General features: G+C 49.9%; 17 protein-coding genes and 1 pseudogene. 12 read left to right on the top strand and 6 right to left on the bottom strand.

Translation table 11 applies throughout. The features are described from left to right. Positions 1-4: 4 nt before the first annotated feature. Both glyS and SIB64_RS10635 read left to right on the top strand, forming a co-directional pair. Positions 5-2,167, top strand: coding sequence for a glycine--tRNA ligase subunit beta (gene glyS, locus SIB64_RS10640; RefSeq protein ID WP_413440186.1), 2,163 nt, complete (start codon positions 5-7; stop codon positions 2,165-2,167). 103 nt (positions 2,168-2,270) lie between these two features. Beyond that, positions 2,271-2,459 carry a hypothetical protein gene (locus SIB64_RS10635; RefSeq protein ID WP_413440185.1) on the top strand — a complete coding sequence of 63 codons (189 nt, stop codon included), beginning with the start codon at positions 2,271-2,273 and terminating at the stop codon, positions 2,457-2,459. A gap of 22 nt (positions 2,460-2,481) precedes the next feature. On the opposite strand, the gene chlP is transcribed toward SIB64_RS10635, so the two are convergent. Then, complete coding sequence (gene chlP, locus SIB64_RS10630; RefSeq protein WP_413440184.1) at positions 2,482-3,837, bottom strand: geranylgeranyl reductase; 1,356 nt, start codon at positions 3,835-3,837, stop codon at positions 2,482-2,484. A gap of 108 nt (positions 3,838-3,945) precedes the next feature. Between chlP and SIB64_RS10625 the strand changes: the two genes are divergently transcribed. From SIB64_RS10625 to SIB64_RS10585, 9 genes and pseudogenes are all read left to right on the top strand, one after another. Beyond that, positions 3,946-4,719, top strand: coding sequence for a M15 family metallopeptidase (locus SIB64_RS10625; protein ID WP_413442989.1), 774 nt, complete (start codon positions 3,946-3,948; stop codon positions 4,717-4,719). Then, a pseudogene (locus SIB64_RS10620) lies at positions 4,716-7,359 on the top strand (DUF3656 domain-containing U32 family peptidase). The gene SIB64_RS10625 and the pseudogene SIB64_RS10620 overlap by 4 nt, the downstream one beginning before the upstream one ends. 57 nt (positions 7,360-7,416) lie before the next feature. After that, positions 7,417-9,219 carry a translational GTPase TypA gene (gene typA, locus SIB64_RS10615; RefSeq protein WP_413440183.1) on the top strand — a complete coding sequence of 601 codons (1,803 nt, stop codon included), beginning with the start codon at positions 7,417-7,419 and terminating at the stop codon, positions 9,217-9,219. After that, positions 9,219-9,575 (top strand): DUF309 domain-containing protein, encoded by a 357-nt coding sequence (locus SIB64_RS10610; RefSeq protein ID WP_413440182.1) that lies wholly within the window; start codon positions 9,219-9,221, stop codon positions 9,573-9,575. The genes typA and SIB64_RS10610 overlap by 1 nt, the downstream gene beginning before the upstream one ends. A 1-nt stretch (position 9,576) precedes the next feature. Beyond that, positions 9,577-10,053, top strand: a complete 477-nt coding sequence (locus SIB64_RS10605; RefSeq protein ID WP_413440181.1) for an LptA/OstA family protein — start codon at positions 9,577-9,579, stop codon at positions 10,051-10,053. Then, entirely contained in the window at positions 10,050-10,778 is a 729-nt protein-coding gene (lptB, locus tag SIB64_RS10600) for an LPS export ABC transporter ATP-binding protein (RefSeq protein ID WP_413440180.1), read from the top strand. The genes SIB64_RS10605 and lptB overlap by 4 nt, the downstream gene beginning before the upstream one ends. Further along, positions 10,778-11,935, top strand: a complete 1,158-nt coding sequence (locus tag SIB64_RS10595) for an LptF/LptG family permease (protein WP_413440179.1) — start codon at positions 10,778-10,780, stop codon at positions 11,933-11,935. Before lptB ends, SIB64_RS10595 begins: the two co-directional genes overlap by 1 nt. Positions 11,936-11,959: 24 nt before the next feature. Next, the gene (ccsB, locus tag SIB64_RS10590; protein ID WP_413440178.1) at positions 11,960-12,892 is read left to right on the top strand and encodes a c-type cytochrome biogenesis protein CcsB; all 933 of its coding nucleotides are present in this window, start codon (positions 11,960-11,962) and stop codon (positions 12,890-12,892) included. A gap of 360 nt (positions 12,893-13,252) precedes the next feature. Beyond that, positions 13,253-13,912 carry a tetratricopeptide repeat protein gene (locus SIB64_RS10585; protein WP_413440177.1) on the top strand — a complete coding sequence of 220 codons (660 nt, stop codon included), beginning with the start codon at positions 13,253-13,255 and terminating at the stop codon, positions 13,910-13,912. A 412-nt stretch (positions 13,913-14,324) separates the two neighbouring features. Here SIB64_RS10585 and SIB64_RS10580 read toward each other — a convergent pair whose 3' ends face one another. Beyond that, positions 14,325-14,546: a hypothetical protein gene (locus tag SIB64_RS10580; protein ID WP_413440176.1), complete on the bottom strand. Its 222-nt coding sequence runs from the start codon at positions 14,544-14,546 to the stop codon at positions 14,325-14,327. Between the two features lie 860 nt (positions 14,547-15,406). Continuing rightward, on the bottom strand, positions 15,407-15,652 hold the full coding sequence (locus SIB64_RS10575; RefSeq protein WP_413440175.1) for a DUF2973 domain-containing protein: 246 nt from the start codon (positions 15,650-15,652) through the stop codon (positions 15,407-15,409). A gap of 932 nt (positions 15,653-16,584) precedes the next feature. Between SIB64_RS10575 and SIB64_RS10570 the strand changes: the two genes are divergently transcribed. Beyond that, positions 16,585-16,824, top strand: coding sequence for a hypothetical protein (locus tag SIB64_RS10570; RefSeq protein WP_413440174.1), 240 nt, complete (start codon positions 16,585-16,587; stop codon positions 16,822-16,824). Between the two features lie 16 nt (positions 16,825-16,840). On the opposite strand, the gene SIB64_RS10565 is transcribed toward SIB64_RS10570, so the two are convergent. The 3 genes from SIB64_RS10565 to SIB64_RS10555 all read right to left on the bottom strand — a co-directional run bounded on the left by SIB64_RS10565 (position 16,841) and on the right by SIB64_RS10555 (position 18,961). Continuing rightward, positions 16,841-17,104, bottom strand: coding sequence for a SemiSWEET family sugar transporter (locus SIB64_RS10565; protein WP_413440173.1), 264 nt, complete (start codon positions 17,102-17,104; stop codon positions 16,841-16,843). Between the two features lie 282 nt (positions 17,105-17,386). Then, the gene (locus tag SIB64_RS10560; RefSeq protein WP_413440172.1) at positions 17,387-18,091 is read right to left on the bottom strand and encodes a response regulator transcription factor; all 705 of its coding nucleotides are present in this window, start codon (positions 18,089-18,091) and stop codon (positions 17,387-17,389) included. Between the two features lie 165 nt (positions 18,092-18,256). Then, on the bottom strand, positions 18,257-18,961 hold the full coding sequence (locus SIB64_RS10555; RefSeq protein WP_413440171.1) for a CAP domain-containing protein: 705 nt from the start codon (positions 18,959-18,961) through the stop codon (positions 18,257-18,259). Positions 18,962-19,180: the final 219 nt, after the last annotated feature.

Here is a 19,180-nt window from a genome sequence, read left to right as displayed (position 1 = left end):
CGGCGTGAATTCAACCTTTCTTCTCGAGATCGGCACAGAAGAGCTGCCTGCCGATTTCGCACGTCTTGCCCTGGGCCAGCTTGATCGGATGGTGCGCCGGGATCTGCGTGAGAATCGTCTTGATCATGCGGCCGTCACCTCTACGAGCACCCCTCGCCGTCTTGTAGTGCGTGTCGATGCGCTTCAGGAGCGGCAGGAGGATCTCACCGAAGAGCGCAAGGGTCCCCCGACTGCGCAGGCATTCAAGGATGGTGTCCCCGGCCAAGCCGCGATCGGATTTGCGAAACGATGCGGCGTCGACCCGGCGGACCTCAACGTGCGGGAGACGCCGAAGGGACCATGTGTCTTTGCCACGGTTTGTACACCAGGCCAAAGCAGTCAGACCCTGCTTCAGGAGATGATTCCTCGCTGGATTGATGGTTTGCAGGGCCGTCGTTTCATGCGTTGGGGTCAAGGCACGCAGCGGTTCAGCCGACCGATTCGCTGGCTGCTTGCTCTTCAGGGTTCTGATCTGATCCAGGTGGATCTTCAGGATGGAGATCCTCAGGTCAGAAGTGCTCAGTTCAGCCGAGGCCACCGTCTTCACGGTGATCAGCCCCTAGCGATTCAAGACAGCGACAGCTATGAAGCCACCCTCGTTGCCGCTGGGGTGGTGGTGAACCGCGAGGAGCGCTCACGCAGCATTCGCTCTGCCATTGAGACGGAATCTCAAGCGCTTGAAGGGATTCCCAACTGTCCTTCCGCTCTGTTCGAGGAATTGGTTGATCTGGTGGAAGACCCACAGGTCCTAAGGGGACGGATTGCCGATCGCTTTCTCAAGCTGCCCCCCGAGGTAATCAGCACTGTGATGCAGGCTCACCAGCGCTACATCCCTCTGGACGTTCCTGGAGTGCAGTCCGATCCATTGCGTTTGGAGGCCGTTGCGGTTCTGCGCCCTGAATTCCTTCTCGTCGGCAATGGCTTGAAGCAGGCCTCTGAGCTGATCATTCGCGGCAACGAACGGGTGCTGAGCGCGCGTCTTGCCGATGCTGAATTCTTTCTTGGTGTTGATCGGCGTCAGTCGAGCGCTTCAAGGCGCGATGCCCTTCAGCGGGTCACGTTTGCGGATGGCCTTGGCAGCCTTCGGGATCGATCCGATCGCATCGAACGTCTCACCGATCAGTTGATCCAGTCCTTACCTGTTTCACCAGAGGTCGCCTCGACCGCCTGCAAAGCCGCTCGGTTTTGCAAACACGATCTGGTCAGCCAGATGGTCGGCGAGTTTCCTGAACTGCAAGGCTTGATCGGCGGGAAATATCTGCTTGAGGAGGGTGAACCGAGGGGTGTGGCCCTCGCTGTTGTGGAGCATTACCTTCCCAAAGGTGCGGGTGATGAGCTCCCTTCCACCGAAGCCGGAGCGGTGGTGGCTCTGGCTGAACGTCTGGAATTGCTGCTGAGCATCTACGCGAAGGGAGAACGGCCCAGTGGATCATCCGATCCCTATGCATTGCGCCGGGCCGGGAACGGGGTGCTTCGTCTTCTTTGGGACAAGAGTTGGCGCATCGATTTTGTCGCTCTGCTCAGTGATGTTGTAACGGTCTGGTCTGAGCTCTTTCCCGCTTTCAACGTTGATCAGCAGACCCTTTGTGGGGATTTGATGCTTCTGCTGCGGCAGCGAATCGTGTCTCAGTTGGAGGAGGACGGCAATGCACCGGATCTTGTTCAGGCTGTTGCCGGTGCAGCCATTTCGGATCAGCGTTTGCTGCGTGATCCTGTGGATGTTCAGGATCGAATCAAATTGTTGACCAAGCTGCGCGACCAGGGCGGGCTTGCCGCCTTGCAGGCGGTTGTTCAACGTGCGGCACGATTGGCTGAGAAAGGTGATCTTTCTGTGGACAATCTTTCTCCCTCCGATGTTGTGGATCCCTCGTTGTTCGCCTCTCCGAGTGAGAACGGGATGCACGCAGTGGTAGTAATGCTCGAGCCATTAGCCACTTCAAGAGCTTATCCGGATCTTGCTGCCGCCCTTGTTGAGGCCACACCGGTGTTGGAAGCCTTCTTTGATGGAGACACCAGTGTGATGGTGATGGCCGACGATCCAGCCCTGCGGCGGAATCGTCTCAATTTGCTTGGTGTGCTTCGCAACCAGGCCTCAGCTCTGGCTCGGTTCGATCTGATTCAGTCTTGAAGCGTTGGAAAGACTCGACCCCCTTGGCTAGCCAGGGGGGTCGAGTCTGTGGAAGTCAGCTGATGAGTCCGTCAATTGAGCAATCCACCAATGCACGGCACCCGTGGTGATCAAACAAGGTGGAAATGGTCTGGGATTGGTTCTGGCCGCCTTGACTGTTGCAGGTGCTGTGATTTATCCCGTGAATGTCTGGTCGACGACCAAGAAGGAACCAGCTCCTGGAAAAAATCATCAGCAGGGAATCGAACGGGTTAAGGAAGGGGTCGGTACAGCGATTGAGTCGCGTCAGTAGTGACCCCTCTATGCCGAATCGCTCAGCTGATCGACGCGGTCTCCTTGTCCTTTCCTTTGGCCTGTGCCTTGACCGCCTGAGAAGCTTCTTCCGCTAAAAAATCACCATCGGACCGCCCCACCGCCGACGGCACAGGGTCGTATTGGGTGGGTGCGAGTGCTTCGCCGCGAATCAGACTTCCCAGGGTGCGCAGTGTCAGTTTGATCTGCTGCCAGGGGTTCATCATCACGACCCGTTTGTAGAGGTAGCTGTCAAAGGTCAGCTTCTGAACGTCCTTGTCATCACACATCTCCACAAAGGCTTCTCTGGCCGCGTCATTGCGGTAGAAGATTCTCTGGAGAATGTCTAGAACGGCATAAGTTGCGCCGTATTTGCGATCCCAGCGTTTGAGATAGGTGGATTTAATCTCTTTTTCGTTGGGAATTTTCGTCCCACTTTTGCTGATTTCAACAATCGCCTCAGCGCACATCCGTCCACTCTTGGCAGCGAAGTAAATGCCTTCTCCCGAACTCTTTGTGACGTAACCAGCTGCATCGCCAACGAGAGCCATCCGTCCGACCACGCGTCTAGGCCGGGGATGCTCTGGAATCGGATGCGCTTCCACCTTGATGACCTCTCCCTTGAAGAGTCGTTTGTTGGCCCGCTCGCGTATTCCCTTCTGCAGGCCTTTGATCAGGCTTTGGTTTTGCTGCATTGTTCCGGTTCCCACCGCAACGTGGTCGTATTTCGGGAACACCCAGGCGTAGAAATCGGGGGAAACGTCAGTTCCGACGTACATCTCCGCGAGATCCTCGTAATAGGTCATCTCCTCGGCAGGGAGTTTGATCCGTTCCTGGAAGGCAATGGCGACGTTGTAGTCGCCGGCATCCATCGCTTTGGCAACTCGGGAATTGGCCCCATCGGCGCCGATGATCAGATCAACCTCAAGGGTTTTCTGCTCGCCGGTGGGGCCTCCACCGCTGTAGTCCGCGTAATGGAGGGTGTAAGGCCCCTGGCGGTTCTTGCCCGTGTCGATTTTCTGCACAAGCCCGTTCACAAGGGTTGTGCCGAGATCGGCTGCTCGGTTGCGGAGAAAGGCATCAAACACTTCACGACGACACATGCCGATGAAGGCGTTGTCGTCATATCCCAACGGATCCAGTCGAATATCCACTTCCCGATTGGAAGGGGAGATCATTTTCATGTTCCGCACCTTGCGGTCGATGATGCTGTCCGGAAGGTCGAATTCCTCAACCATGCAGAGGGGGATGGCTCCGCCGCAGGGTTTTGCATTGTCCAGTTTGCGTTCAAAGAGCCAAGTCTCTATTCCTGCCTTGGCAAGCACTTCAGCGGCACAGGATCCACTTGGACCGCCGCCAACAACCGCGACACGCAACATCTAAACCAATCTCCGATGGATTGTTTTTTGAAACTACCACTGAGCAGATGCTGATTGAGGAGACCACTGGCACCCGCCCTTACGATTGATACAACACGCATCACCGATGTGGCCCGGGCTGCTCCCGCTCGACGTGCTCAGAGAGATGACATCCCTGTTGCTCGTCGATCAAGACCGGCACCGCGACGATCCCGTGGCGGTTTTGGGCTGTTTCTTTCTTGCGTGGTTGTCTGTGGAGGAAGTGTTGCAGGTGTGCTGTTCGGACCTGAGTTGCTGGCTCGTCTGAATACAAATGACGTTGAAGCAGAACTTGTTTCAGGGTTCGATCAGCTATCAGGGTTCGATCAGCGTCCAGCTTTAGACGGCCGTCTTCTAGGACACTTTCCCTATGACGAGGTAATGGATTCGCGGCTGATTGTTGTCGAGCCGGGAATCGAGCTTCATGAAGATGCGGCGAACGCTTTTGATGCCATGCGTCAAGCTGCAGCCGCTGATGGGCTGGATCTCCGGCTCCTGAGTGGATACCGATCCCACGATCTTCAGGAATCAATTTTTTTTGATGTGGCCTCTGAACGGAATCAGACAGCTGAAGAAAGGGCGATGGTGTCAGCGCCACCTGGTTATTCCGAACACAGCACCGGATACGCCCTTGACATCGGCGACGGTGAGGCGCCGGAAACCCATCTCTCACCGGACTTTGAACAAACTCCCGCGTTCCGTTGGCTGCAAGATCACGCCGCTCGATATCACTTCATCCTTTCCTTTCCTGAGGGCAATCCGCAAGGGGTGAGCTATGAGCCGTGGCATTGGCGATACGAGGGCTCTGCCAGCGCTCTTCGTCTGTTTGAACCTGCACGACGTCTAGTGCAGCGTCGCCCTTGAAACGGCCTGAACTGCTCGCACCCGCGGGAGATTGGGAGGCGTGCAGGCCGCCGTGGCCAATGGTGCTGACGCTGTTTACTTCGGTGTCAAGGCGTTCAATGCTCGTCAGCGTGCCGACAATTTTGAACTCGAGGAACTCGCGGATGTGATGCGTTGGCTGCATCACCGTGAGGTACGGGGATTTCTCACATTTCTCACCTTCAACGTGCTCGTGTTCAGCGATGAGCTGGAACGGGCCGCTGAGCTGCTCCTAGCCGCGGATCGGGCCGGTGTTGATGCGGTGATTGTTCAAGACGTTGGACTCTGCACGTTGGCGCGGCAGCTCGTTCCGAACCTTGTTCTTCATGCCTCCACGCAGATGTCGATCACTGCAGCGGCTGGTGTTGCCCAGGCCGCTGCCCTCGGTTGTCAGCGGGTGGTGCTTGCTCGGGAACTCGCTTTGAAGGACCTCGAACGCTTGCAGCGTCAACTGACTGAGCGGCATCTCTTCATGCCGCTGGAAGTGTTCGTTCACGGTGCTCTCTGCGTGGCTTATTCCGGCCAGTGCCTTCCAAGTGAGTCCCTGGGTCAGCGCAGCGCCAACCGGGGTGAATGTGCCCAGGCTTGCCGCCTTCCCTATCAGATGGTCGTTGACGGGGATCCCATCGACCTGGGGGATCAGCGATATCTGCTGTCTCCGCAGGATCTCGCTGCGTGGGAGCTCCTGCCTCAGCTCCAGGAGCTTGGGGTTGCCAGTCTCAAGATCGAGGGTCGTCTCAAGGATGCGACCTATGTGGCAGCTGTCATTAGTGCCTATCGGCAGAGGCTGACGGCGAATGGGCAGGGGCAGGGTGACGGGGACGGCTCACCCATGACGGGTTCAAAAACACCGTCTTCAAAAACATTGGGTTCAAAAAACTGGGTTTAAAAACACCATGTTCAAAACCTGCGGATCGAAAACCAACGGTGCAGCGTCAGCTGGAACTCGCTTTCTCCCGTGGCTTATCCAGCGGTTGGCTGAAGGGTGTTAATCACAGGAGACTCGTTCATGGACGGTGGAGCAAAAAGCGCGGCCCCCTGGTGGGATCGCTGCAGCGGGTCAACCGCGGTGGTTGGTTGCTACTCCGCAGTAGGGAACCATTGCTTCGTGGTCAGGGCCTCGTTCTCGAAGTCCATGGTGACGATCCCTTGACCCCTCCGCTGGAGATTGGCGGCCGGGTGATGGATCTGGAGCGCATTGATCGTGACCAGCTGAAACTACGGCTGGGGCCTGGCCGGATCGACACCCGAGCGCTTGCCACCGGTGCCTCCGTTTGGCTGACCAGTGATCCCGATTGGGAGAGCCAATGGCAGAAGGCGTCTCGGCGCACGACTGTCGCCTCGCCCCGGCCGCTCAGGCTTCGGGTCCGGGGGCGGTTGGGTGCGTCCCTGGAGCTGGAACCGGTGGTGCCAAAGGCAGCTGGAGTGCATCTGCGCAGCACCATGCCGCTGGAGCCTGCTTCACGGAGGCCTCTGGATCGTCAGAAACTTGAAGACCAGCTTGGTCGCCTGGGCGGAACCGGCTGGACCCTTGAACAGCTTGAGCTTGATCTGATCGGTGATCTTTTTCTGCCTGTAGCGGAGCTGAATCGGTTGCGCCGTGAACTGCTCGAGCGTTTGCAGGCCGCTCATGCAGGCCTGAATCAACCTTCATCTGTCGTTGAAATTCCTCCAAAGATCACTGAAGTTTTGCAAGGGATTCTCGGTGATGTTCAACCTGCCCAGGTGACGCCGGAACCTGGGCTTGTGGTGCTTGTGCGCAGCCTTGAGCAGCTGCGGGCGCTCACTACCCCAGGGCTTGACGGTCTGCCGATCCGCTCCGTTGTTGCGGATCTCGACCAGCCACGTCAGTTGCGGGAGGCCGTGGCGCTTGGACAGGGCCACTGGCCGGAGGGGATCTGGCTCACCGGTCCGCGTATCACCCGCCCAGACGAACGCTGGACCCTCGAACCGTTGATCCGGACCCGGCCTGACGGCTATCTGGTCCGCAATGCCGACCAACTGGAAATCCTGTCAGGACTAGCGCCCTGCATGGGAGACTTTTCCATGAACACCGCCAATCCGCTCAGTGTTCATTGGTATTGCCGGCGTTGGGGTCTTGAGCGACTGACCGCGAGTTATGACCTCAACCTTCAACAATTGCTGGATCTGGCCTGCGCAGTCGATCCATCCCTTCTTGAGGTGACCGTCCATCAGCACATGCCTTTGTTCCATATGGAGTATTGCCTGTTCTGTGCCTTTCTTTCAGATGGCTATGACCATACCGATTGCGGTCGGCCCTGTGAGCGTCACACAGTCACCCTGAAGGATCGGAGTGGAGTGGAGCATCCACTCCGGGCTGATCTGGGTTGCCGCAACACGCTGTTCAACGGAACGGCTCAGACGGGTGTTGAGGGCTTGCCTTCTCTCCTCCGTTCCGGAATCCGATCATTCAGGCTCGAATTGCTTGATGAAGGCCCAGAGGATGCCATTCGCCGTGTGCGTCTGTATGTGGATGCTCTGCAGGGTCGGCGGCCATCGGACGACGTTTGGCGGCAGGAGAGCATCAACCATCAACTTGGTGTGACGCGAGGTAGCTTGCGCGTGAAGGGTCCGGAACGAACCAGCCAATTCTCACGTTGAGATATCCTTTCGCACTGCGCCTATGGCGTTCTTCACAATTTCAAACGGTCAGCCCGCATGAGCGCCCAGCAAAAGGCGATTCGCAACATCGCGATCATCGCTCACGTTGACCATGGCAAAACCACCCTGGTCGACGCTCTGTTGGCGCAATCCGGCATCTTTCGGGACAACGAGGCCGTTCCAACCTGCGTGTTGGACTCCAACGACCTGGAGCGCGAGCGTGGAATCACAATTCTTTCGAAAAATACCGCTGTCACCTACAACGACACCCGGATCAACATTGTTGACACTCCTGGACACGCTGATTTTGGGGGGGAGGTCGAGCGGGTTCTAGGCATGGTTGATGGTTGCCTTTTGATCGTTGATGCCAACGAGGGCCCAATGCCTCAGACGCGTTTTGTTCTCAAGAAGGCATTGGAACAGGGCCTTCGTCCGATTGTGTTCGTCAACAAGATTGACCGTGCTCGTGTTGATCCTGAAACAGCCGTGGACAAGGTTTTGGATCTATTCATCGAGCTCGGGGCCGATGACGACCAATGCGACTTCCCTTATCTCTTCGGCAGTGGTCTTGGCGGGTTTGCCAAACCTGATATGAAGACAGATAGCGACAATATGCGTCCGCTATTTGATGCCATTCTCCGTCATGTGCCGCCCCCGGTTGGTGATGCGGAGAAGCCGCTTCAACTACAGATCACAACGCTTGATTATTCAGATTTCCTCGGACGCATCATTATTGGCCGTGTGCATAACGGTATGATCCGTCAGGGTCAAAATGCTTCCCTGATTAAAGATGACGGAACGATAAAACGCGGACGAATCAGCAAACTTCTTGGTTTTGAAGGACTCCAGCGTGTGGAAATCGCAGACGCCAGTGCTGGTGATCTTGTTGCTGTCGCGGGATTTGATGACGTCAACATCGGTGAGACGATCGCTTGCCCTGACGAGCCCACGGCGTTGCCTCTGATCAAGGTGGATGAACCCACGTTGCAGATGACTTTCGTGGTGAACGACTCTCCATTCGCTGGAAAGGAGGGCAAATTTGTCACCAGTCGCCAGGTGCGTGATCGTCTTGAACGTGAATTGCTGACCAACGTGGCACTACGCGTTGAGGAAACCGATTCGCCTGATCGTTTTGCCGTGAGTGGCCGTGGTGAGCTGCATCTGGGCATCCTGATCGAAACGATGCGCCGCGAGGGTTACGAATTTCAGGTCTCCCAGCCTCAGGTGATTTTCCGCACCATTGATGGAACGCCCTGTGAGCCCGTTGAAACTCTCGTGATGGATGTTCCTGAGGAGGCTGTCGGTGCCTGCATCGAAAAACTGGGGTCTCGGAAGGGTGAGATGCAGAACATGGAAACCGGTCAGGATGGACGCACCCAGTTGGAATTTATTGTTCCTGCCCGTGGGTTGATTGGCTTTCGAGGTGAATTCATCCGCGCAACCCGCGGTGAGGGCATCATGAGCCATTCCTTTTTCGAATACCGCCCAATGACAGGTGATTTCGATACAAGGCGCAATGGTGTTCTGATTGCCTTTGAAGAAGGCACAGCAACGTTCTATGCGCTTAAGAATGCTGAGGATCGTGGTCAGTTCTTCATCACACCTGGAACGAAGGTTTACAAGGGGATGATCATTGGCGAAAACAATCGCCCCCAGGATCTTGAAATCAACGTTTGTAAGTCGAAGCAGCTCACCAATATGCGTTCTGCTGGTGCCGATGAATTAGACACGCTTCAATCTCCTATTCAGATGACCCTTGAGAGGGCTCTGGAGTACATCGGACCGGATGAGATGTTGGAGGTCACTCCCGAATCGATTCGCCTGCGCAAACTTCCTGCCAAGAAAATGGCAAAACGCTGATGGTTGAGGGGGATCCCCGCTTCCAGCAGGCTGTAGATCTTTTCAATTCAGCTGAGTGGTACGCCGCCCATGATGTTTTTGAAGAGCTATGGCATGAAACGGCCGACCCAGAGCGTCGCAGTCTGCAGGGAATTCTTCAGGTTGCTGTGGCTCAATTGCATTTGCAGAGGGGCAACAGGCGTGGCGCAACGATCCTTTTCGGTGAGGCTCTTGGTCGGCTGAAAAGACCAGGCACGCCAGATCTAGGGCTGGATCTTGATTTCCTTTGTCAGAGCGTCGGCGATCGACTTCGTTGCCTTCAATCAGAACAAGATCCCGAGTCCTGCACTGTCCCAGGCCTTCGTGTCGTTGATTGAGATGGCAGTAGGGTCCGCTTCAAATGATGCAAGGCTGTCTGTGGCCGCGAATGTGCTGCCGGTAATCCGCCGTTTTGGATTGTTACTAACAGTGTTGGCCACTGTTGTGCTGGGTTCAGCTGAAGCCCAAGCTGCCGATCCATCCTCGGATGGATTAATTACCATTGAGTCTGATGTTCAATCCGCGGACAATGTCACAGGGGTGGTGACAGCCAGCGGGAATGTTCGACTCGTTCACGCTGATCGTGGCGTGGTGGCAACCAGTCGCCAGGCCCAATATTTTACGAAAGAAGCCAGGATTGTTCTCAGCGGCGATGTTGATGTTGTGCAGGAGAATGGAAATTTGTTGCGCGCAGATCGTGTGACATACAATCTTGATGATGAGCGTGCGGTTGCAACACCCGAGGAGGGTGCTCAGGTGTTCAGTCGATGGCAGTTGGAGCTTGAAACCACCGGCTCAGAGCAAACTCTTCCATGAGTCTTTCGCTGGATGAGGTCTCGATCGGCCTGGGTGGCCGGTTGCTTGTCAAGGGTGTCTCGCTTCAGTTGCCTCCTGGAGAAATCGTTGGTCTACTCGGGCCGAACGGCGCTGGTAAAACCACCACGTTCAATCTGGTGATCGGTTTGCTCCGTCCGGATTCCGGCCAGGTCCTGCTCGACGATCTCGATGTCGCAGGCTTGTCCATGCCGCAACGGGCCCGTCTTGGTATGGGCTACTTACCTCAAGAGCCCAGTGTGTTTCGCCATCTCACCGTTCGAGAAAATCTTGAACTCGCCCTGGATCAAACAACACTGAGTTCGGTTGAACGGCGTGACCGGCGGGATCAGCTCATCGACGATTTCCATTTGACGGCATTCATGGACCGGCTTGGCTTTCAACTCTCCGGAGGAGAGAGGCGGCGCTGCGAAGTGGCGCGGGCCCTTGCAGTTGGTGCCAATGGCCCGCGTTATCTCCTGCTTGATGAGCCTTTCGCCGGCGTCGATCCGCTTGCCGTTGCAGACCTCCAGGGACTTGTACAGGATTTACGGTCCCGTGGCATGGGAATTCTGATCACGGACCACAATGTTCGCGAAACACTCGCGATCACTGATCGGGCTTACATCCTTAACGATGGTGCAATTTTGGCCTCCGGTCGGTCCGATGAGGTGGCTGCCGATCCCCTGGTTCGACGCCATTACCTCGGAGAGGCATTCCAGCTGTGATGAAACAACTGAAGCGATTGACGTGGATGCGGTTGCCCCTGTTGGACAGGTGGATGGTGGTCGAAGTGATTGGTCCTTTGCTGTTTTTTATCGCGCTGTTCACGCTTCTCCTGCTCACTGGCGGCGTGATGTTTGAGCTGGTACGCCAGATGGTGGATAAGAATCTTCCACTTGCAATTGCAGTACAGGTTCTTCTATTCAGCATGCCGCGATGGTTGGCGTTTTCTGTTCCGATGGGAACATTGATGGCCTGCCTGTTTGTTTTTACCCGTTTATCTGCCAATAGTGAACTGACAGCTCTGCGCAGTCTTGGGGTTACGACAATCCGAATGATCACGGCTGCCATGGTCCTCTCGATCGTGATGACGGGTTTTACCTTCTTTTTGAACGATGTTGTTGTTCCAAGAAGCAACCGCTTTGCTGAGGTGACGTTGCAACGCGCTTTGGGGCGTTCTCTGGCAACAGAGAAGGGAGAAGATATCATTTATCCACAATTTGGACGTTTAAGTTCTGATGCTGATGAGGAGTCTAGACGCGGTTTAACACAGCTGTTTTATGCGCGCAGTTTTGCCAATGGAGAGATGCTGAATGTCACAGTCTTGGATTTCTCTCGCGTTGGTTTTACTCAGATGCTTGTTGCAGAAAAAGCAATCTGGAATGAAGCGCAGGCTCAATGGGATTTTTTTGATGGCCAGAATTTAACTTTGAGTCCTAATGGCAGTTCAACAAAAGTTGAATTTGACCGTTATGTTTATCCTCTTGGCTCGGGCCCACTGCGGTTAACGCGAATACAGAAAGATGCGGTCAACATGACGGTTGCGGAGGCAAGGCAAGCCGAACGGCTTTATGTAGAAGCAGGAAATAACAAAGACGCACGCAAAATTCGTGTTCGAATACAAGAGAAATTTACGTTTCCCTTGGCCTGTGTTGTGTTCGGGTTGTTCGGTGCAACACTCGGTGCTCAACCCAGCTATCGAACCAGTCGTAGTTTTGCATTTGTGTTAACTCTTGGAATCATTGTTGTTTATTACGTCATCAGTTTCAGTTTCAGTTCATTGGGCGTCAAGGGCACCCTCCCTCCAGTTGTCGCGGCTTGGCTCCCGGTTTTGATTGGCATTGGCGGTGGTAGTGCTCTGCTGTGTCAAGCCAGTCGGTGATTCAGCCAGGCAGAATTGGGTTGTATGGACTGGACGGATGCCGTGTTGATTGACGCCGCCAACGTGGTGACCACCCTTGGTTTCACGGCCTTCGTCCTGTTGCTTCTGGCGATGCCCGTGGCGTTCTGGTCGGTGTCCAGTCGTGAAACGTCAACGGCGGTGAGGAGCCTGGTCGCTATGGCCAACCTTCTCCTTACAGCTCAACTGGTCTTGCGCTGGTGGCAATCCGGCCATTTCCCAATCAGCAACTTGTATGAGTCGCTTTGTTTTCTCGCCTGGGCCTGCACTCTCACCCAGCTTCTTGTGGAACGGAGCTGGCCATCTCCCCATGTTGCGGCGGCAGCTACTCCTATGGGTCTTGGTTGCATCGCTTTCGCAAGCTTTGCTTTACCCGACACGCTTCAGAGCGCAGCGCCCCTCGTTCCGGCCCTGCGTTCAAGTTGGTTGGTGATGCATGTGAGCGTGATCATGGTGAGTTATGCCGCTCTGCTTGTTGGATCTTTATTGTCGTTGGCTGTTCTGCTCACGGATCGAGGCGAAGCACTGCAATTGCGGAGTAGTTCGATCGGAACCGGCGGTTACCGACAAGCAACGGCCATGGGTGATGTGGGGATTCTCAATCTCAAATCGATCCAACTAAGTCCGGTAGAGCAGCTCGACAGCCTTAGTTATCGCACCATCACTGTGGGATTTCTGCTGTTGACTGTTGGCATTATCAGCGGTGCAGTTTGGGCGAATGAAGCATGGGGAAGTTACTGGAGTTGGGATCCAAAAGAAACGTGGGCTTTGATTTGTTGGCTCGTCTATGCGGCGTACCTTCATAGTCGTCTCAGTCGCGGTTGGCAGGGTCGACGACCTGCGTTTGTCGCTGTGATTGGCCTTGCTGTAATTGCTATCTGCTACATCGGCGTTAATTTACTCGGTATCGGTTTACATAGTTACGGTTGGTTTCTTTGAAAACCAGTGATTCCATGGATCTGCTCTTTTAAATATTTACAACCAACCTGTTTAACTGCAAGATTCGCGATAAAACAGGAGAGTTCAGATCACATTTTCGTTTCTTGGGGCAGTTGTCAACCTTGTGGATGCAGAAAATTTTTGATTTGCCTCAGGAGAATTCAAACCATTCACTTCTTATCAGTAAAAGAAACTCCTCACACTTCCGAACTTATACCAATCCACTTGATAAATAAGATGAACCGCCTACAACTGACACTTATGCCCTCTTGACCAGTACGCCTAACCCTTTGATTTTTGTCAGAAATCTTTCTATGCTACACATCTAACAGTTCCATTGATTCCCAAATTCGAATGCGAATGTCGATCAACAGGGCAATGTCGGGATTGGTTATAGTATTGGTTTGTTTGGCTACATTGGGCTGCACGCCGATATCAAATTCTTATTATTTTATCTTGGCAAGATATAAAGTCAATGATTATGATCATGAAGGTGCAATTGTTGATTACACGAAAATAATTGAGAATGATCCTGGTAATGTTACAGCTTACGTGCAACGTGGCCACGCAAAGGCCAATTCAACTCAATATAATGATGAAAATAATCCTGCAATTGCAGTCTTGAATCAAGCAATTTTAAATTCTTCAATTTCTGACTTTGATAAGGCACTTAAGCTTGAACCTTATAAGGCCGATGCCTTTTTGGGCCGTGGACAAGTCAATCATCAATCAGACAAATTTCAAGCTGCTATTGATGACTATTCAATTGCAATTGAAATCAACCCTCGACTATTCGAAGCCTATTACTGGCGAGGGATTTCCAAAAAAGCGATGGATAATAATCCAATGAGAGCCTGTACTGATTGGAAAATGGCAGCCCAGCTCTGGACTCCAACAACACTATGGGAGAAGTTTTACTCCTCGATGCCTCGGGACCTTCGCTCAAAGCTTGGGATGACTCACAACGCTGCTGAAACAGCTGCAAATAATGTAAATCAATTGTGCCAAGAATACCTTTAGAGCTGGATGTGGTTTGGTTGACTCATCGCACCACACCAACCTAAGAGAACCTATGTCTATCAGGAAGGCCCTGTCAGGATGTCAGTCCACTCAAATACGAAAATGATCTGCAGACAGACCAAAGACTTCATTAAGCTATTTTAGTTACTAGCAGAACTCAGGGTCAACCTCATATTCATTCTAGTATTTTCCTGATCCTCAAGCTTGATGTGCATTGGGTTTTCAAAATATTCAGTGCGTTTTTTCCCGTGCTCATGAAAACCAATCATGTTCAATAGTGTGAACACAAGCAATCATCTTCTCCGCCATCTTTAGTGCATATTAAAGATGTATTACTCAAGTCGCCATTCAAATGATTCACATATTTGAGCTGATCCTAATGGTTGATTTTTTTGTGTTCAGTATTGCTTTATCAGAAAGGGTCGTAGATGCCCGGTATTTCCCAGCACTTCATTTCAATCCAAATTCCCTTCTGATCAGTTGGTGGATAGGCTCCATAGCCGATCGAATTCGTGGATTTAGCATAAGGACCGTCTTGGCTTGGATTGTGCGGTCTATTTTCCATTACCGATCGACAAAGATCAAAGCGTTGTTGATCAGATAGGGCATGTACGGGAAGATTGCCAATTGCCACGGCTCCAATTAGCAGAATAAATAGTGATTGGTTTTTCATAAATGATATGTAACTAAATTCAATCCTATCAAATAATTATGAAGACGATGCGATTTTTTTATTTATTCAAATGCTCAGCTTCTTCAGTGCTGTCGAGTCAAATTTTTGCTTTTCAAATCAGCTTTTGATATAGGAGTAATGTGCATGACTTTTCTGCGGTTCAGGCTTCATTCCAGATTGAAATTCCAAACAGAGCGATGCTGTCAACATTCCTGTGACAACAGCAAACCAGTGACTGATCTTCATGTGCCGCTTGGGTTGGCGAAAAATAAAGCGTGTCATACGAAAAAGATCTGTCTTGATCTGGTTTAATTGTTTTGTCAAGCGGGTATTAAAGCGTTAGCATGAAAAAGACTTGGAATTATCTGAGAACGCTTCTGTCTGTTCATTGATCTCGGTATGGGAGTAATCCCAATCTCTAAGGAACACATATCAGGTCGGTTGAGGGGGACAATGCCTTCGCTGCTTAAAGGATCCAGATGCTGCTCTCATAGAGTTTTCAGCTAGCGTTGAGAGGGCCCTTAGACGTAATTGCAGCATGGAATCACGCTGTCTCTAAACAATGATGATTCAGGGATGAAGTTCCTATTAATAATCCCACTCGTCGTTAACTGTCTTATGAACGATGGTCTCTCAGCTACCACTGGTGATGTTCATGATGTTATGGGCACGTTTCTCGTGATCGATCGGGAGAAACGTTCGGTATGCACTGCGGGAAACGAATGTTCGATTTGATTGCAGGTAGTTCCTGATCTACATACTGGCCAATCCACTCGCACTGGAATCAATGGAGGCTTTTAATGCTGGCTTATGCGGGTTGGTTAGACCTTGGTTTTGATGGAGAAGCCATCCAAGTCCTCAAAACGTACTGCCCATAGCTCCTCCTCGGTTACAACTCCGTTCTCATCAAGGAGCTCAGGGTGAATTGTTTTCAGCCCTGTTCTGTCAACGTCTCTGTTCTTGGCTGTGGAGGTACCATGGCCATGAGAAGCCATCCATTGGATGACCTTGATCACCGTCAAGACAATGCCAGCGGTATAGATCAAAGGGAATAGACTTGAAAGCATGGTAGTTTAGAAAATTGTTGAGTTATATTAAATGATTTTGTTCATGGTTCGTGGTTTTCCTGAGTTTATCCGGTTGATGACCGATAGAAGTTCGAAGATCTAAACCATGGAATGAGCTCAATTTGTTTCACATCATCCTCTCTAAGTCCAAGTCAATAGATGCTTTTCCGTTGGAAACTCCATCATCCCAGCTGCCACCGAGGAGTGTCTCCTTTCTACAACCTTCACCGTCTAATATGTGTTTTCAATAGATGAAAGAATGAGGAGCACAACTGTTAGAGCGCAAGCAACTGATAGATTCACTCAAGAGACCGTAGATTTTTGATTAAACATAATAGCTATTCTTTAGGTATCTATTCATCTTTCATCATCAGGTTGTTTTTTCAATAACAACGGAATGACGTTCCCCTATATAACAATATCTTGTTATTGGTTGTGATCTGTTGATAAGACATGGAATTTTCTCTTGATCGAGCTAAAGTATTTAGGAGACGTTCTAGCATCAAGGTACGGAATGAGTGGCAAACTCCTTGTTGTTGGAATCATTGCCTTCTTTCTTTTATTTTTCGTGTATGAGAGTTGGTTGATGAGATCACTCCCACACTGAGTAATAATAACAACTTTCTTCTTGGTAAAATTCTCAACGATTTTAATTTGAAAGTTTCGATTTATCTTAAACATCACCGTTACTCCATTGAACTATTTTTCATATTGAACAAAATAAATATTCTATCAATCTTGCTTTTATCGTTCTTTAGAGTATACTTACTAAGATGTCTTTTTTTAACTATATTCTACGCCCTGCAGAGAGATTGGCATATGGTGAATCAAACGCTAGTAAAGAGTGAATCAAATGCCCTCTTTTTATGTGATTAAATATCATTTGACTAGCAGTTTATTTAAATTAGAATATTACTGGAGTCAACGTGTTAATGGAAGCTAAAATTCGTCAACTGATCGAAAATGCGGAGCTTGGCTTCGTACAGGGTCTGCTGGTTGATTCTGCTGATTGGGGTGTGAATATTAGGATGACAATGGATGATGAATTTATAGAAATTGATCTAATTAAAAATTGGGACGGCTTTGAAGTTATCTTCATCAACAATCAAAGCGGACCTTTCCAGATTGACAATTTTGAGGATTTACCTCTAATCATAAAAAACAATTGTTGACTAAATAATGAATGATTTATAGCTCTTTTTCAAAAACCTTTTTCATAGCCAGTATCGCTAGATTTAGTGCCAAGGTGAATGTGTTTGCGATCATTACCGGTCTTGCATCCACCTGATATCCATAGACCACCCAACAAAGGCATCCTGTGCTGAATGTTAAGAGAAGAGCATAAGAAACATCATCTGCTGATTGCGACCTCCATGTTTTGATGACTTGCGGTACAAATGCAATTGTTGAAAGAGTCGCCGCTGCGAAACCAAATATTTCAGAAGAGTTCATCGTTAATATCAACTCATCCATGTCCATTGTTTTATATTGTGAGCATAGCTAATGGCCAAATGATCTGAGTGAAAGATAAACGATAGAAATGTCTCCCTTGAGCGTCGTCATGACATGTATTTTCGTAGCTAGCGACGAAAGGTGTTGGTTGATTCTTAATAGAGTGTGCATTTTCAGTATTGTTAGTACCGATAATATATAAGTACTCTCCTATACTCTGAGAAAATGGTGGATGATCTTATTCATTAAGCTGATTTATTTTTCAATTGTCACTGTGTTTTATTAACTTGTGGTTTCAAAATGAATCTTATTTTTTAAACGTGCAACCATCAATTGAGTTTTGTGTTTTATACCAAGCTTTTGAAGTATATTTATTATATGCTTTTTGATAGAGGCCTCTCTCAATGAGAGTACTTTTGCTATTTGTATATCTGAATTCCCCTCTGTCACTAATTTCAAAACATCTAACTCTAGCTGCGATAATTCACTTATATTCAATCGTTCCGCATTATCAGGTGTAATTTCCTGCCGCACATCTATAGGAAAATAGGTATTGCCTTCAGATATATTCACTATTGCTTCTACATAATTACCATTAATTGTGCCGATAGATGTTGTAAATATTATACCCTCTGAGCCTGCGTCAACACACTTATCGACCAATCCAACATTTTTACTATCAATGAATACGAGTGTTTTCAAGCCAGGCAGAATAGATTTTGCTTTTTCTACCAATGAAGCCGCACACCCTGACTCTAAATATTCCGTTATAAATAATAAATCTGGTTTTAAATTTACTAAGTCGGATATACATTCCTGTTCAGTCGTCGAATGGCCGACTAATCGATCATTTATAGCTCGAGATAGACAGAATGCGTTAAGGAGTAAGTAGTTCCCCATGCAGACGTAAACACGTTTGCCCACTAAGGCCTCTTTTATTTTTCTTCTATTTGGTTCAATTAAACGACTATCTAATTCAAATTTCATGTGTGAAATTATAAGTACATCATTCTAACATGTTATGCAATGAATGTAAGGGGAACATAGATCAACCCTTTGTTTTTCTTCGCTGTGTTTTTGATTGATCGAGATGCTTAAATTTCAATACTTATTTGTATTAATTAAAATAATTACTAGCTCTTTTCGTAAGTTTCAAGCAGGAGCTGCAAATTTCTGAATCCAATATGTGGCTCCAGATAAATCATCGATTGCATAACCTACTCCAATTTCACTTATCTCTTTATTCAGTAGATTGGCACGGTGTCCTGTGCTGTTCATCCAGGACTTAACAACATCTTTTGGTGAACCCTGGCCTGAGGCAGCATTCTCAGCAATGTAAGTCCATTTGTACCCCACTTGATTAATTCGGTCCCGTAGTTCTCGACCATCACTGCTGTCATGTCCGAGATAGCGGCCCACCGTATCCATATCATCGACATGCGCCTGCGCCGCTTTGGTCAACAATTGACTTCTCTTCAGAGGTTTGACATCATTTCGTCGTCTCATCCGATTCGTGAAGCGTATAACATTCGAGGTGATGTCATCAAGATCGCCATGATCAATCATTTTGATCTTGTAATCACCTCCGCCACTCATTGTTAATACTTTTGCGACCAGGGAATCTTCTCTATAGCGCTCACCATCAATTGTTCCTGTTTTGCATTGATTGCTATAGCATGTCGATTGTTCAACAATTTCTGTACTGTTCTCTACTGTGATTCTTGGCGAGATGCTCCTTGACCTCAATTTAATCGAAAAAAAATGCCCAGGTTTTTTGTCGATTTGAAATATTTGCTGGTTGTCTCCAGGCTGGAGACTTCCATGTAATGATTTTCCTTTTGAGAGAATGAATGACATTGATAGAACAACACATTTTTACTCCTTTTTACAATAACACTTTTTCGTTTGTAAAAGACTATTTTTCGCTTTTGATTCGGTTTAAACTCGCGTTTTCTATTTTGTTATACATATTTCTTTTATCCAATACTTTTTGTTTCGACTGATTTAAACGGCTATTCTAGAATACTTCCGTTTATCCTCCCGAGACTATTGCTGTCTCTATTATCAAGCTTGGTT

Source organism: Synechococcus sp. MIT S1220 (assembly GCF_047303025.1).
Classification (GTDB): domain Bacteria; phylum Cyanobacteriota; class Cyanobacteriia; order PCC-6307; family Cyanobiaceae; genus Parasynechococcus.
Note: the sequence above shows the minus strand (reverse complement) of the source record. Positions and strands in the feature narration are given on the sequence as shown.